A 14,502-nucleotide genomic window follows, 5' to 3' on the forward strand; every position below is an offset into this window, starting at 1 on the left:
ACGAGCGCTGACGCGCTGTGCGAAGCCTCCCGGCGGAATCGCGCATAATCGTGCTTTACCACCGCCGAGCCGGAGTTCCTGCCCATGCAAGTCGTGAAACACCCGATCGCCGTCGATGAGAACGTCGCCACCGCCTACCTGACCTCTTTGCACTACGGCAGTCCGGGCGCCGGTAAAAAGGTGTACATCCAGGCCGCCGTCCACGCCGACGAGGTGCCGGCCATGCTGGTGGCGCACTTCCTGCGCCAGGAGCTGGAGCGCCTCGACGGCGAAGGCCGGATCAAGGGCGAGGTCATCCTGGTTCCGGCGGCCAATCCGCTGGGCCTGTCGCAGGTCATCCACGGCGCACCCTTCGGCCGCTACCACCTGAGCACCGGCATCAACTTCAACCGCCTGTACAAGCACGTGGCGGACGATCTCAAGAAGTCGCTCGAAGGCAAGCTTGGCAGTGACGTGGACGCCAACGTCGCCCTCATCCGCGAGGAGGCGCGCCGCCACGTGGGCCTGTGGGAACCGAAGGACGACGCCGAGACGCTCAAGAAGACCCTGCTGTCGATGGCGATCGACGCCGATATCGTGCTCGACCTGCACTGCGATAACGAAGCGCTGATGCACATGTACACCGGCACCCCGCTGGTGGAAAGCGTGGAGCCGCTGATGGCCCTGCTCGGTGCGCGTGTGCTGCTGGTAGCCAAGGCCTCCGGTGGCGAAGCCTTCGATGAAGCCTGCAGCCGCCTGTGGTGGGACCTGGCCGACCATTTCGAGGGCACGGCGATTCCGCCCTCCTGCATCGCCGTGACGGTCGAGCTGCGCGGCGAGAACGACGTGCGCTACGACTACGCGCGCCAGGACGCCGGCGCCCTGCTGCAGTACCTGGGGCACGCCGGCGTGCTCGACATCCCGCTCGCGCCGCTGCTTGATGCGCCCTGCCGCGCGACGCCGCTGAATGCCGTCGAGCCGCTGTCCGCGCCGCATGCCGGGGTACTGGTCTTCCACAAGAAGCTGGGCGACCTGGTCGAAGCGGGCGAGCCGGTGGCGGACATCGTCAATCCGGTCAGCGGCCAGGTGAGCACCTTGTGCGCCGAACACGCCGGGCTGCTGTTCGCGAGCACGGCGCACCGGCACCTGCTGCGTGGGATGCATGTGTGCAAGATCGCCGGGACCGAATCATTTCGTACCGGCGACCTGCTCTCTTCCTGATGTCGGTGCCAGGGCGGCTGCGACACCCAAGAAGGCGAGCGCCGGCAGCATCCATGGCAGCGGCGCCCGCAATTCCATGAGCGTGGCGCTGCTGGCCGCACACCACAGGAGTGGAATGATCCACAGCGGCCAGGGCGCGCGCCAGAACAGCAGGGCGCCGAGCGTTGCGGCGACCGTCGGATCGGGCGCCAGGCCGAACATTTCGGCCTGCCACCAACTGCGCCCGTTCGACGGTGCCAGCGCCGGAAAGACGACCAGGGCGACGAGGACGATGAGGATCGCGATCCTGTTTGCACGGCCGGTGGAGGGCGGCGCCTGCTTGCGCAAGGCCATCCATCCCAGCAGCCCGGCCTGGATCGAGAAGCCCGCCGCGAAATACGGTGCGCCGGTATGGATGTCGGCATAGCGCTGCAGGTGGTAGGCCCAGGCCACGCACAGCCAGGATATGCCCAGTAATAAAAACGCCATTTGTGGGCCGGCCGGGCGTGCCCGCAACATGCGGACCACGATGGCTGTGCCCGCTGTGAACGCCAACAGGTGAAGCGGCCACAGCTCGCGGTTCATCAATTCGAACTGGCGGTAATAGGTTCGCGCCGAGAACATCAGGAAATCAGACAGCGAATAGGTCCACCATTCGCTCATGCCAGCCTTTCGACGTCCTGGATGATGCGGCGGCGCAGCGCCTCGTCCGGCAGCGGGCCGGTCGCGGCCAGCATGTTCTCGCGCACGTGGACGACACTGGAAGTGGCCGGGATCGCGCAGGTCACGCTCGGGTGCGCGACGATGAACTTGAGCAGCGCCTGCGCCCAGCTGGTGCAGCCGATCTCCGCCGCCCAACCGGGCAGGCGCTTGCCGGCCAACGCCTGTGTGAGGTCGCCCTGACGGAAGGGCCGGTTGACGATCACGCCGATGCGCCGCTCGCGCGCCAGCGGCAGGATGCGCTGCTCCACTTCGCGATCCAGCACGTTGTACGAGACCTGCACGAAGTCGATCGGCTGGCTGGCCATGATTTTCTCGATCTCGCCATGCCGGCGCCCTTCGGAGGTGGTGATGCCGACGTAGCGCAGCCGCCCTTCGCGCTTCATCCGCAGCAGCATGGGCAGGTGCGCCTCCCAGGCCAACAGGTTGTGCACTTGTAAAAGGTCGAAGCGCGGGACCTGCCACAGGCGGCGCGAGGCCTCGGCCTGTGCCGGTCCTTGTGCACCTGCACCGATCCACACCTTGTCCGCCGAGAACAGTTGCGCAGGCTTGAGCTTGCCCACGGCTTCCCCGATCACCTCCTGCGCCGAGCCGTACATGGGTGAGGAATCGATGAGCCGGCCGCCGCTGGCGAAGAACTGGCGCATGACCGCAAGGCACTCGGCGCGGGCCACGGGATCGCGGCCGACGTTGAAGGTGATCCAACTGCCCAGCCCGACCGCCGGCAGCTGCTCGCCGGAAGAGGGAATGGCGCGCGTCAATATCGCCGGCCGACCTTTGACGTTGGGCTGAGCGTGGGCGAAGGCCGGCAAGGCCAGCAGCGACGCGAGCAGGCGGCGGCGCGATCGGGAGACAACAGGCATGCGGGCGCTCCTGGTTGGACGGGACGAGTAGCATCGAGCATACCGCGCCGGCGCCGGGCGCGGCGCATCGTCGAGCCGGCGCGTTTCGCCCGGAGAAAACGCCATGCGGCCCTGTCTTCGCACCTGCCTGCCTGTCATCGTCGTGCTGCTGGCCTGCATGCCGGTCCTGTCCGCGCCTGGCAACAATCCGGTTTCCTGGCTACCCGTGGTGGAAATCGCCAGCGGCGGAGGCACCAAAGGCCCGTGGCGCCAGAATGATTCGCGCTACGACTACGTGGACGACGGCACCGTCGCCTTCATGCCGGGCGGCCGCCTGGCCACCGCCTGGGTCGACCAGCGCCGCAAGGAAGTCCTGCTGCAGGCGTTCGAACCGGACGGTCGCGCGGGCGGCCCACCGGTCGATGTCTCGCGCAGCCCGGCTACCTTTTCCTGGATGCCGCGCATCGCGGCGGGCGGCTCCGATACCCTGCACGTGCTTTGGCAGGAGATCATCTTCTCGGGCGGATCGCATGGGGGCGACATCCTGTATGCACGCTCCCTCGATGGCGGCCGCAGCTTTTCGCCACCCGCCAACCTTTCACGCTCGCTCGGCGGCGACGGCAAGGGGCGCCTGGACCGGGATACCTGGTCAAACGGCAGCCTGGACCTGGCCGTGGGCCCGGACGGCAAGGTTTATGTGGCGTGGACCGAATACGACGGCGCCCTGTGGCTGGCACGCTCGCGCGACGGCGGGCGCAGCTTCACGCCGCCCCAGCGGATTGCCGGCGATGACGCCCGTCCGGCGCGGGGGCCGTCGCTAGCCCTCGGCAACGGCACCACGGTCTACCTTGCCTGGACGGTCGGCGAAGACCCCGATGCCGACATCCGCGTGAGCCGCTCGCCGGACGGTGGCGCCAGCTTCGCGCCGCCGGTCCTGGTCGGCGCCAGGGCGGCGCGGGCCGATGCGCCGCGCCTGGCGCTCGACCGCCACCAACGGCTGCATCTCGTCTATATGGAGCAGGCGGGAAAGCTGCCGGCTGCGATCCGCCATGCGCGCTCGGAAGGTCTGGAGCTGGCGTTCGGCTCGCCGCGCACCGTGTCGGCCGGCGACGAGGCGGCAAAGGCTCCACACTTGGCAGCCGATGCACAGGGCCGTGTCCACATTGCATGGGAGTCGGCACAGGGACTACGCCACACCTGGGATGCCGGCGCCGGCTTCGTCGCCCCGGTCACGGTGCCGCACAGCGGACCGGATGCGGGAAGCCGCATGGGCAGCCAGCAAGGCCTGCTCGGCAAGAAGCTCGCGGCCGGCGACGGGATGGTCGCGCTCACCAACAGCAGCCTCGCGCCCGGCCGCGGCAGCCGGGCGTGGCTGATGCGCGGGCGCCTGCCCCATCCCCGTTGAGGAAGCCGCTCAGCCCTTGTCCCTTGAGGCAGGAGACACCCCCAGCGGGGTGGCGCGCACGGCGACGAACTCCCATCCGTCCGCCACTGGGCGCACCAGGGCGAAGGTGAAGAACTCGCGCAGGACGCGCCTGCCCTGCGCGCCGTCGGGCATCTCGATCGATACCGCGCTGTCGACGGCGAACATCTCGCCGAGCGGTTCGATGCGCTTGACCACCGTCCGGTGCGTCATCCCTTCCGGCAGGCCGGCGAAGGATTTCGTGAAGTGCGCCAGGATCTCGGGCCGCCCCTTGAGCCGGATCGCGCCGCCGATGCTGGAGGTGGCGTCCGGTGCATACAGTGCCGTCATGCCTGGACGAGCTGGGAAGCGAGGCCGGGATGCAGGTACACCGCAGCTGGTGGGTAGCGCACGGGGGTCGAAGCGATACGGCGCGACGCTGGCCGGACGGTGCTGATACTGAAGAATGGACTGGAAGTGCCGGTCAGCCGGACTTACCAGGCTGCGGTGCGTGACAAGCTGGCCTTGCCATAGGCGGAATCCTGAAGACTGGAGCGGGTGAAGGGAATCGAACCCTCGTCGTAAGCTTGGGAAGCTTCTGCTCTACCATTGAGCTACACCCGCAGCAGGATTGTTATTTTACGCGGTTTTGCATCTGTTGACATATTCCAATTTAAACAGAAAGCATGGCCAGCACCTTCACTGTAGCGTGCTCGAGATTGCTTGGCCAGGGCTCGGGGCACATCTCCTGTCACAGGCCGGTCGGCCGCAACTAAAAATTGCATTTTCAGAAAAACCGTGTGAAGATATCTTTATAAAATATTAATCTGGACCGGTTCTTTTGACTGGCCGGTATCGCATTCGGGGGATGGACATGACGCGTGCGGCAGTGCTGATTGGGGTAGCGAAAACGGGCGGCTTGCCGCAGCTGAGCGATGCCGTCGGGGGTGCCGAACGCATGAAGTCCTGGGCCATGCAGCATGGCTTTGCGGCCGAAGACCTGCATCTGATCACCGACAAGGATGGGCCGGTGAAGATTGCGGCGATCCAGCAAACGATCCATGCACTGGTTGACAGCGGAACCGTCGAACAGTTGATCGTTTACTTTGCCGGACATGGCGTGAACATCGGGCTCAGCGAATACTGGCTGCTCTCCGGCGCGCCGGTCGACGACACCGCGGCCATCAATCTCGAAGCGAGCGCCGCGCTCGCCCGCAGGGCCGGCATTCCCCACGTGGTCTTCATTTCCGACGCATGCCGGACGCCGGCCTCCACCATCCAGGCGCAGGGCATCCGGGGCAGTGCACTCTTTCCGAACGACCCGGTTTCCGGGCCGGAGCAGGAGGTCGATATCTTTTTCGCGGCAACCCTGGGCCGGCCCGCCCTCGAACTTGGGGAAACGCCGTTTTCCAAAACGGAATACCGCGCCATCTATACGGACGCCTTCCTGGACGGCGTGAGCGGCAAGCTGCCCACGGCCCTGGCTCCGGAAGCGCAAGACGTCCTCGTGGTGCGTCCACGACGCCTGAAAGCCTGCCTGTCTTCCGAGATTCCCCGGCGCTTCGCGGAAAAGGGGTTTGTCGGCACCATCCCTCCGATTCCCGACGCCCGCATTACTTCCGGCGACCAGGCATGGCTGGCACGGTTCACCGGCGCACACCCTCCCCCGCTCGGCGCCCCGGTGCCGGAAGCACCCGGTACAGGTGCTCCCGATGTGCTGAATGTCGACGTGCATGAACTGCTGCGCAGAGTACAACATACTTACACCACGCGCCGCGGACGCACGCGCGGCCCCGAGAAGCATGGAGACCTGCCCTTCCCGGACGTTTTCGACGACCGGCGCGGCTGGAGAAATTTTACCGATGCCGTGATCGGCGTCGAGGGAGCACGGATCATCGACTGCCTGCCGCGGACCGCCAGGATCGATTCGGCCGGACAGCGGATCGTGGTCGCGATGGAGGAACAGGTTCGCAGTGTCTTGCTGGTCCTGGCCGACGGCAGCAGCTTCGTTCTCCCTGTCATACGCGGCCATACCATCAGGGTCCGGGTGATGGACGGCGAATTGATGGATCTGATGTACCTGCCATGGGGCGACCAGGCACGGCCCGACTGGACCCGTCGTGCCAGACTGCTGACCCTGGCCCATGGAAAGGTGGCGCTGGCCGCCCAGACCGGCACCCTCACGCTCGAGGAAGATACCGTGCAAAGGATCATCGCGCAGATGGGCGAGCCCGACGGCGCCGATCCGGCCCTTGCACTGTATGCGGCCTATGCGCTGCACCGCCAGTACCTGCGCGAACCACTACGGGAACTGCACCGCTTGCTCTATGCACAGTACGGATTCTCCTTCTTCGATATCGCACTGCTGGCGGTGGTTGACGAGATGCCGTCTCCAGATTCCCTTCCCCAGTTTCCTTTGATGAGCCAGGGCTGGCCCTTGCTGCAAATACATGGCAGCACGGTGCCGGACTTCCTGGTCGAGCTCCAGCGGCACCTGATGCCGTCCATGTGGTCACAGTTCAGTCCAGAAGGCACGGCCCTGTTATATCCCCACTTTTCCAAAGGAGAGTAAATTGAACAGGCAACTCGTTTTCGTACACGGACGCGCACAGGAAGGCAAGGATTCGCTTGGCCTGAAGCAGGAATGGATCGCAGCCTGGGCCAAGGGATTGGCCAAGCATGGCCTTCAATTGCCCATCGCCGAAACGGATATCCGCTTTCCCTACTATGGCGACACGCTGGCCCAGATGACGGAGGGGAAGTCGGCCGACGAAGCCGCAAGGATCATCGTCCGCGGGGAACTCGACCAGGAAGAGCAATCCTTCATCCGCGATTACCTGGAGCAGGTGCAGGCTGCCACCGGGATCACGGATGAGGAAATACTGCAGGAAATGTCGCCCGAAGCACGTGAACGTGGCGTCCTGAACTGGGGCTGGGTACAGGCATTGCTCGAAGTGGTCGACCGGCACGTCCCCATGGCGAGTGCCGCCACCGTGGCCCTGTTCACGCAGGACACCTTCCGTTACCTGCATAACGTCACTATCCGAAACACCATGAACGACGGCGTACGCGCAGCGTTTGCAGAACAAAGGGAAACGGTCGTCGTCGGTCACTCGCTCGGTAGCGTGATCGCCTACAACGTCTTGCGCCATCAGGACAACGCCGGCTTGAAGGTCCCCTTGTTCGTCACGCTCGGTTCGCCACTCGGCATCAATGTCATCCGCAAGTCGCTCAGGCCGATCGGTCACCCGGGCCCTGTCGGCACATGGTTCAACGCCATGGATGAACGCGACGTGGTTGCCCTTTTCCCTTTGGTCAAGCCGCACTTTGGCATTGTGCCGGCCATCGAAAACAAGGTCGATGTCGACAACGATACCGTCAACCGGCACGGCATCAGCGGCTACCTGAGCGATCCCGAGGTCGCGCGGCGGATTTACGACGCGCTGGTTTCCTGACAGCCCTATTCCGGCTGCTCGACCGTATAGCCCTTCGCGGCCAGCGCGGCCATCAGTCCCTGCGGATCGAGCAGGTCTCTCATCGACAAGACCGCGAAGGTCGAGGTGTTCCTGGCTAGCGCGGCTTCCGCGTTGGCCAGCCACATGGCACGGTGGCGCTCTTCCGCCCCCTGGAAGGCCGGGTGGTCGCGCAGCACGGCGCTGTTGCGGATCGCGTTGCTGCAGCTTTCCTGTTCGTTGAAGTCGAGTTTGCGGATTGCGTCGATATCCCCCTTGGCCCAGGCATTGGCGCGCACCCGCATCGCATCGATGTCGGTTTCCAGGCGTTTCAAGGTGTTTGAAAAGCAGGCCACGTCGTCGAGCGGCGACTTCTTGAATTCCTTGATCAGCTGGCGCGGATTATCCACTTTCAGTTCATGGACCGTCCTGGTCACCTTGAGCTTCTTCTGCTCGACGATCTTCTCGACCTGCTTGCGCACATCCGTGCTGGAGGTCAGGCCGGCCTGCTTCAGCGCGGCGCTGAACAGTTCATTGGCCACGAAGAGCGGCCGGTCGCGCTCCTTGTTCTTGGGCAGGTATTTTTCCTTGAGCGGCAGCCAGCGCGCGTAGACCTCGGCCGGCAGGACATCGCGCAGCGTGGCGTCGTCCGGGTTCCTGTTGATGCCGATGAGGCTGGGCAGCGCCAGCGCGACCTGGAAATAGGACGTCTCGACCTTGCTGATCGGCGGCGCCAGGTATTCCTGCGAGCGCCCGATGACGGCTTCGACCTCGTGCGAGCGCCAGTCCATCTTGATGGGCAGCGGCGAATAGGTCCCGAAGATCCACAGCACGTGGTCGTCCTTCGACACCTTCCACATGCCGGGGCCCGGCTTCTGGCCGACGACGAGGATCTGTTCCGGCGCGGCCGGCGGCTCGTCGGCTGGAGCGGAAACCGAAGACGCTACGGCTGCATCGTTGGTCTGGGCAAGCGCTCGAGGCGAATACAGCGCTGCGCACAGGGCCAGGCACAGCGCCGGAAGAATCGCGAATTGGAGCATCAGGACATCCTTGTTGTTGGTTGTCCGTCAAGCTTAGCCCGGCAACATGAGCCGGAACTTAACAGGGCCCGAAGGCCCTCCCTTTCATGCCCCCTGCATGCCCAGGCGTGGCGCCGCCGCTTTCGCAAGCTGTGGACGCGCGGCCGGCTGCGGGTGCGCATCGCTCTCGATCTTGAACTCGCCCACCAGCGCCACCAGGGTCGCCGCCTGCTGCTGCAGGCTTTCCGCCGCTGCCGCCGCTTCCTCGACCAGGGCCGCGTTCTGCTGGGTCACGCCGTCCATCTGCACGATGGCCTGGTTGACCTGACCGATGCCGGTGCTCTGCTCCGCGCTGGCGGCGCTGATCTCGGCGACGATGTCGCTGACGCGGCGCACGCTCGACACCACCTCGTCCATCGTCTTGCCGGCTTCCTCGACCAGCATCGTGCCCATGCTGACCTTGTCGACCGAGTCGCCGATCAGGCCCTTGATTTCCTTGGCGGCGGCGGCGCTGCGCTGCGCCAGGTTGCGCACCTCGGTTGCCACCACCGCGAAACCCCGGCCCTGCTCGCCGGCGCGCGCCGCCTCGACGGCGGCGTTGAGCGCCAGGATGTTGGTCTGGAAGGCGATGCCGTCGATGACGCCGATGATGTCCACCACTTTCTTCGACGCGTCACTGATCGAGGTCATGGTGTCGACCACCTGGGCCACGACTTCACCGCCGCGCGTGGCGACCTCGCTCGCCGATTCGGCCAGCTGGTTGGCCTGGCGCGCGTTGTCGGCGTTCTGCTTCACGGTGCCGTTCAGCTCTTCCATGGAAGCCGCCGTTTCCTCGAGTGCTCCGGCCTGCTGTTCGGTGCGCACCGACAGGTCGGCATTTCCCTGGCGGATCTCGTCCGATGCAGTGGCCACGGCTTCGGAACTGGTGCGCACGCGTGCCAGCACATCCTGGATCTTGGCCACGAAGACGTTGAAGCCGCGGGCGATTTCCGCCAGCTCGTCGTTGCCCTTCACGGCCAGGCGTGCGCTCAGGTCGGCGTTGCCGCCGGACAGGTCGGTCATCGCGTGGCCCAGCACGCGCAGCGGACGGGTCAGTCGGCGCAGCACCGACACCATCACGAAGGCGGCGATGACGGCGCAGAGCACCGACACCATCAGCGCATAGCCGACCAGCGCGCGCGACGAGGCGGTGGCGACGGTTTCCGGAAAGGCCAGCGAGATCGACCACGGGGCGATGTCCGGATGGAAGACCAGCGGCTGCAGCAGGTGGATCATGCCGCCTTCGACGTATTCGTAGGGCTTGCCCTGACGTACCGCCTCGAGCGCGGCGGCCGGCAAGTCGTCCGCCTTCTTGCCGTTGCGCGCGTGATCGGCGTGGCTCGCATACAGGCCGCCGTTCGACACCAGCGCCAGCGTGCCGCCTTCGACGCGCTGCATCCCGGCCAGGATCTTGCCCAGGCCGACCAGCATGAAGTCGGCGGTGGTGACGCCCATGAACTGGCCATTCACGATGATCGGCGCGGCAAGCGAGGCGATCAGCTCGTTCTTGCCGTTGATCGGGTACATGTAGGGCTCGGTGAAGTGCGTCTTGCGCGTTGCCTTCGGCACGTCGTACCAGTCGTTGGCGCCCGGGGTCGTGCTAAAGACGATCGGTTCGGCGCGCACGCTGCCATCCGCGCTGCGGTTCCAGTAGGGCATGAAGCGGCCGGTGGCGTCGTATTCGGGCGATTTGCCGGCATACTCCGCGTCCTTGCCGTCGAATGCGTCCGGCTCGAAGGCGACGGAGATGCCAACGTAGTCTGCGCTCGCCAGCAGCGACGCCTTGACCATGCTGTTGACCTGCTCGCGCGCCAGCGGCAGCGCGGAGCCGCGCGCGGCTTCCATCGAGGTCGACATCCCCTGCACCTGCGCCACACCGGCGCCGATGCGTCCTTGCAGCGAGGCTGCGGCCTCGCGCGCGGCGGTGCGCGCCTGCGCCATCGCTGCTTCTTGCGACGAGTTGCTGCTTTCAATCCCGATGAAGGTGGAAGTGACGCCGAGGCTGAGCACCACCAGCGCGGTGGCGGTGGCGCAGATCTTGGCGGTCAGCGAAAGGGTCAGGCGGCCCGAACCTTGCGGCTGTTTCGTGTCAAGCATGATGTCTCCGTCGTATTCAGAAGGTGCGTGCCAGGCTCACGGCAAGCGTGCCCTTGGCGGGATTGGAAATGGCGATGGCGCCGTCGGCGCGCGGTACGCCCGTGGTGTAACGGTCATAGGCATCGGTGGCGCCCCAGGCACGGGTCCAGGCGGCAGCGATGCTCCAGCCGCCGTCGAAGGTCCTGGTGAGGCCCGCCTTCGCGTCGCGCCAATCCCAGATGGCGTTGCCCTCGCCCGCGACGCGGCCCTCACCCAGATGCAGGTTGAGCGTGTAGCCGCTGCCCAGGTCGTGGTTCAGGCCGACGTCGAGGTAGCCGGTGCCGCGCGCGTTCGTGATGCCGAAAAAGTCGCGCGACACCGTGCGGTAGTACTTCGCATACAGGGACTTGTAGCCCAGGCCGGGCACCACTTCGGTGTAGTCGTATTTCGTGCCGGTGGCGCCGATGCGTGCACCCGGATAGCGATAGTGCATGGCCGTCAGGCTGACATCCAGCGCGCCGAGCTTGCCGGCGTAGCCGCCATACAGGTCCCACTCGACGCGGCCGCCCTCGATGAAGCGGTCGCTGACGGTCGAGGTCCAGGTGCCGAGCGACCAGCCGCTCGGGTGCGCATAGTCGAGACCCGCCTGCAGCGCAGGGCGGCCCCAGGTCTGGCGCATGCCGCGCGACACGTACTGGGAAGCGAGGGTGACGGTGGTGCTCAGCGTCGCAGTGGGGGCGGCAGCAAGTGCCTCGTCGTCGCCGGCATGGGCCGGCACGGCAGCCGCCAGCAGAAAGGCCGTCAGCAGCCGATAAAACAGGGAAGTCATGTTCGTCTCGTAGATATTGCGCGGAAGCATGGCGCTCCGCTCGCTCAGCAATTAATGCCGTGTGGAAATTCTACGAGACGATTGTGAATATTCACGAAATTGTGGCGAGTTCGATAACGAGATTTTTACGGTTCTGCGTCACCGGCGCAACATTCGGCAAATCCAATAAATTTACGCTGGTTCCTCCGGCACGTCGGGGCGCTCCAGCAGCTCGTGCGCGAGCTTCAGGCCCTTTACCATGACCGAAAAGGCTTCCTGCTTGGATGCTTCGTCCGGCACCCGCAGCACATAGGAGGGATGGTAGATGGTCACCAACCAGCAGCCGTCGACGCGGACCGGCTTGCCGAGGAAGTCCTTCAGCGCCACTGTGCCCTTGCGCATCACGGACTTCAGCGCGGTCGCGCCCATGGCGACGATGACCTTCGGCTTGACGGCCGCCAGCTCTTTTTCCAGCCAGTAGTGGCAGGCCTCGATCTCGCGCTGGACCGGGGTCTTGTGCAGGCGGCGCTTGCCGCGCGGTTCCCACTTGAAGTGCTTGACGGCGTTGGTGAGGTAGATGGACTTGCGGTCCACTTCGGCCTGGGCGAACACCTGGTCGAGCAGCTTGCCGGCCGGGCCGACGAAAGGCTTGCCGGCCAGGTCTTCCTGGTCGCCCGGCTGCTCGCCGACGACCATGATCGGGGCATGCTTCGGCCCTTCCCCGCCCACGCCCTGGGTGGCGTACTGCCACAGCTCGCAGCGTCGGCACTCGTCGATCTTCGACGGCTGCTCGCGGTCCGGCTGCGCCGTCTCAGCGGAGATCGGGATGGTGGCGCCGCTCCTGCGGCCCACGGCCTCGACCTGCCCGATCTTGCGCGCGCCGAGCTCCGCCTGGCTCACCATCGCGGGCACGATCGCGCCTTCCGGCAGGTTCTTCCAGAAGCGCGAGGGAATGTGGCTCTGCATCAGCTGGGCATTGACGCGGGCCGGGTTGAAGATGCTGCGGTAATAGGTGAGCCAGAGCGCCTCGCCGGCATCGTCGAGTTCGGCCGCGCTCGACATCAAGGGGCCGGTATTGTGCAGGGTGTGGCCGTCCCACAGCACGCTGGCCTCGGGCGTGGCGATCATCCAGCTGGTCTTGCCCATGCGCGCGACAAAATGCTCGGCTACCTGGGGCAGCACGTCGTGGCGCGGCTCGAACCAGGCGACGAAGCGTGGGTCGCCTGCTCCAAGCGGACGCTCGCGGAATCGGATGTAGGCATGCATGTCGTGCTCCTCGCGGCGCACCGCCTTGACCATGCCGTGCAGGCGGCTGCCGTCGGGATCGGCGGGCGACTGCACATCGTGCTCGCCGTGCGTCCAGCGCCATAGCACGCGATACAGAAAAGCCCAGCGGTCCGGGGCGCGGAAGCACGCGGCTTTCTGGAGCATCTCCAGCAGCGATCGAGGCACGCGTGCAGCCGGCGGTGCTGGCGATTGCGCTTCTTGCAATCGGGTGCCCCGATTATCGTCCGGCCCGGGCCCGGCCGGCGCACCCGAGAACAGGTCACCGCCTTCGAGGGTGCCCCAGCTCGCCGCCTCGGGCGGCACGCCGGCCTTCAGGAGCTCGCGCGCCGCCTCGCGCCATTCGGCGAAGCTGTCCACCGCCAGCGGCTGGCCGCCGGTTGCAGCGATGGCGGCGGCGTTCATGCTGCCTGCAGTTCCGGCCACAAATTCATCTGCTCGGGCGCATCGGCCAGGTGGCGCCGCAGGATGTGGGAACTGGCCGCGCCTTGCGTGGGCTTGTAGTCGGCCGTGACGATGAAGGGCGCCAGCTTCTTCATGCTGCAACGCAGGCGCGACAGGTCTTCCCAGCGGATGCGGCGGATGCGGCGCAGCTCCACGATGCGCTTGGCGTTGCGGATGCCGATGCCGGGCACGCGCGCGATCATGGTCTCGTCGGCGCGGTTCAGGTCCATCGGGAAGTGCTCGCGGTTGCTGAGCGCCCAGCCCAGCTTGGGATCGACGTCGAGCGCCAGGTTGCCGGATTGCGGCATCAGTTCGCCCGCCGTGAAGCCGTAGCCGCGCAGCAGGAAGTCGGCCTGGTACAGCCGGTGCTCGCGCAGCAGCGGCGGCGGAGCGGCCGGCACGCTTTTCGGGCTTTGCGGGATCGGGCTGAAGGCCGAGTAGTACACGCGTTTGAGTTTATAACTGCCGTAGAGCGTCTCGGCGGTATTCAGGATGGTGTGGTCGTCGCTGGCATCGGCGCCGACGATCATCTGGGTGCTCTGCCCGGCCGGCGCGAAGCTCGGCGCCTTCGGCTCTTCAAGCTTTTCGTCGAGCTTGCGGCGGATCGAGCCCATCGCCAGCTTGATGGTGTGAACGTTCTTTTCCGGCGCCAGGCGGGTCACGCTGTCGTGGGTCGGCAGTTCGATATTCACCGACAGGCGGTCCGCCCAGCGGCCCGCTTCCTCGATCAGCGCCGGGTCGGCGTCGGGAATGGTCTTGAGGTGGATGTAGCCGCGGAACCCGTGCACCTCGCGCAGTTGGCGCGCCACGGCCACCAGCTGCTCCATGGTGTAGTCGGCCGACTGGATGATGCCCGAGCTCAGGAACAGGCCGTCGATGTAGTTGCGGACGTAGAAATCATGGGTGAGCTTCACCACTTCTTCCACCGAGAAGCGGGCACGCGGCACGTTGGAGCTGCGGCGGTTGATGCAGTACTGGCAGTCGTAGATGCAGAAGTTGGTGAGCAGGATCTTCAGCAGCGAGACGCAGCGGCCGTCGGGCGTGTAGCTGTGGCAGATGCCCATGCCGGTGGTGGCGCCGAAGCCGTCCTTGTCCTCGGACGAACGTTTCGGCGCGCCGCTGCTGGCGCAGGACGCGTCGTATTTCGCAGCGTCGGCCAGGATTTCCAGTTTGTCGTTGAGTTCCATCGCACGCATTGAACTGTATGGACATACAGTATACTATCGGGCGCGTATGC

13 protein-coding genes and 1 tRNA gene are annotated in these 14,502 nt (G+C 65.8%); 5 read left to right on the top strand and 9 right to left on the bottom strand.

The genetic code is table 11. From position 1 onward, the window contains the following. The first annotated feature begins 84 nt into the window (after positions 1–84). Positions 85–1,200 carry a succinylglutamate desuccinylase/aspartoacylase family protein gene (locus MA09_RS18085; protein ID WP_036251521.1) on the top strand — a complete coding sequence of 372 codons (1,116 nt, stop codon included), beginning with the start codon at positions 85–87 and terminating at the stop codon, positions 1,198–1,200. On the opposite strand, the gene MA09_RS18090 is transcribed toward MA09_RS18085, so the two are convergent. Then, a complete protein-coding gene (locus tag MA09_RS18090) occupies positions 1,168–1,842 on the bottom strand; it encodes a DUF6064 family protein (RefSeq protein WP_051933567.1) in 675 nt (224 codons plus the stop codon). The genes MA09_RS18085 and MA09_RS18090 overlap by 33 nt on opposite strands. Further along, a complete protein-coding gene (locus tag MA09_RS18095) occupies positions 1,839–2,762 on the bottom strand; it encodes an aldo/keto reductase (protein WP_036251524.1) in 924 nt (307 codons plus the stop codon). Before MA09_RS18095 ends, MA09_RS18090 begins: the two co-directional genes overlap by 4 nt. A 103-nt stretch (positions 2,763–2,865) precedes the next feature. On the opposite strand from MA09_RS18095, the gene MA09_RS23820 reads away from it, so the two are divergent. Continuing rightward, positions 2,866–4,146, top strand: a complete 1,281-nt coding sequence (locus tag MA09_RS23820) for a sialidase family protein (RefSeq protein ID WP_152594699.1) — start codon at positions 2,866–2,868, stop codon at positions 4,144–4,146. A gap of 9 nt (positions 4,147–4,155) precedes the next feature. Here the strand turns inward: MA09_RS23820 and MA09_RS18105 are convergent, their stop codons facing one another. Further along, positions 4,156–4,494 carry a hypothetical protein gene (locus tag MA09_RS18105; RefSeq protein WP_036251525.1) on the bottom strand — a complete coding sequence of 113 codons (339 nt, stop codon included), beginning with the start codon at positions 4,492–4,494 and terminating at the stop codon, positions 4,156–4,158. A gap of 75 nt (positions 4,495–4,569) precedes the next feature. Between MA09_RS18105 and MA09_RS25600 the strand changes: the two genes are divergently transcribed. After that, positions 4,570–4,677, top strand: a complete 108-nt coding sequence (locus MA09_RS25600) for a hypothetical protein (RefSeq protein WP_152594708.1) — start codon at positions 4,570–4,572, stop codon at positions 4,675–4,677. 16 nt (positions 4,678–4,693) lie between these two features. Here the strand turns inward: MA09_RS25600 and MA09_RS18110 are convergent. Beyond that, positions 4,694–4,767 (bottom strand) — tRNA-Gly (locus MA09_RS18110). 244 nt (positions 4,768–5,011) lie between these two features. Between MA09_RS18110 and MA09_RS18115 the strand changes: the two genes are divergently transcribed. Next, positions 5,012–6,715 (top strand): caspase family protein, encoded by a 1,704-nt coding sequence (locus tag MA09_RS18115; RefSeq protein ID WP_036251527.1) that lies wholly within the window; start codon positions 5,012–5,014, stop codon positions 6,713–6,715. Position 6,716: 1 nt separating this feature from the next. Next, entirely contained in the window at positions 6,717–7,598 is an 882-nt protein-coding gene (locus MA09_RS18120; protein ID WP_036251529.1) for a hypothetical protein, read from the top strand. Between the two features lie 5 nt (positions 7,599–7,603). Here MA09_RS18120 and MA09_RS18125 read toward each other — a convergent pair whose 3' ends face one another. From MA09_RS18125 to MA09_RS18145, 5 genes are all read right to left on the bottom strand, one after another. Next, positions 7,604–8,635, bottom strand: coding sequence for a TraB/GumN family protein (locus MA09_RS18125; RefSeq protein WP_036251531.1), 1,032 nt, complete (start codon positions 8,633–8,635; stop codon positions 7,604–7,606). An 84-nt stretch (positions 8,636–8,719) separates the two neighbouring features. Continuing rightward, entirely contained in the window at positions 8,720–10,750 is a 2,031-nt protein-coding gene (locus tag MA09_RS18130; RefSeq protein ID WP_081897670.1) for a methyl-accepting chemotaxis protein, read from the bottom strand. A 16-nt stretch (positions 10,751–10,766) separates the two neighbouring features. After that, positions 10,767–11,558 (bottom strand): TorF family putative porin, encoded by a 792-nt coding sequence (locus tag MA09_RS18135; RefSeq protein ID WP_051933585.1) that lies wholly within the window; start codon positions 11,556–11,558, stop codon positions 10,767–10,769. A 171-nt stretch (positions 11,559–11,729) separates the two neighbouring features. Beyond that, positions 11,730–13,226: a UdgX family uracil-DNA binding protein gene (locus MA09_RS18140; RefSeq protein WP_036251533.1), complete on the bottom strand. Its 1,497-nt coding sequence runs from the start codon at positions 13,224–13,226 to the stop codon at positions 11,730–11,732. Continuing rightward, positions 13,223–14,452: a putative DNA modification/repair radical SAM protein gene (locus MA09_RS18145; RefSeq protein WP_036251536.1), complete on the bottom strand. Its 1,230-nt coding sequence runs from the start codon at positions 14,450–14,452 to the stop codon at positions 13,223–13,225. The genes MA09_RS18140 and MA09_RS18145 overlap by 4 nt, the downstream gene beginning before the upstream one ends. Between the last annotated feature and the right edge of the window lie 50 nt (positions 14,453–14,502).

Source organism: Massilia sp. BSC265, from assembly GCF_000740675.1.
Lineage (GTDB): Bacteria > Pseudomonadota > Gammaproteobacteria > Burkholderiales > Burkholderiaceae_D > Telluria.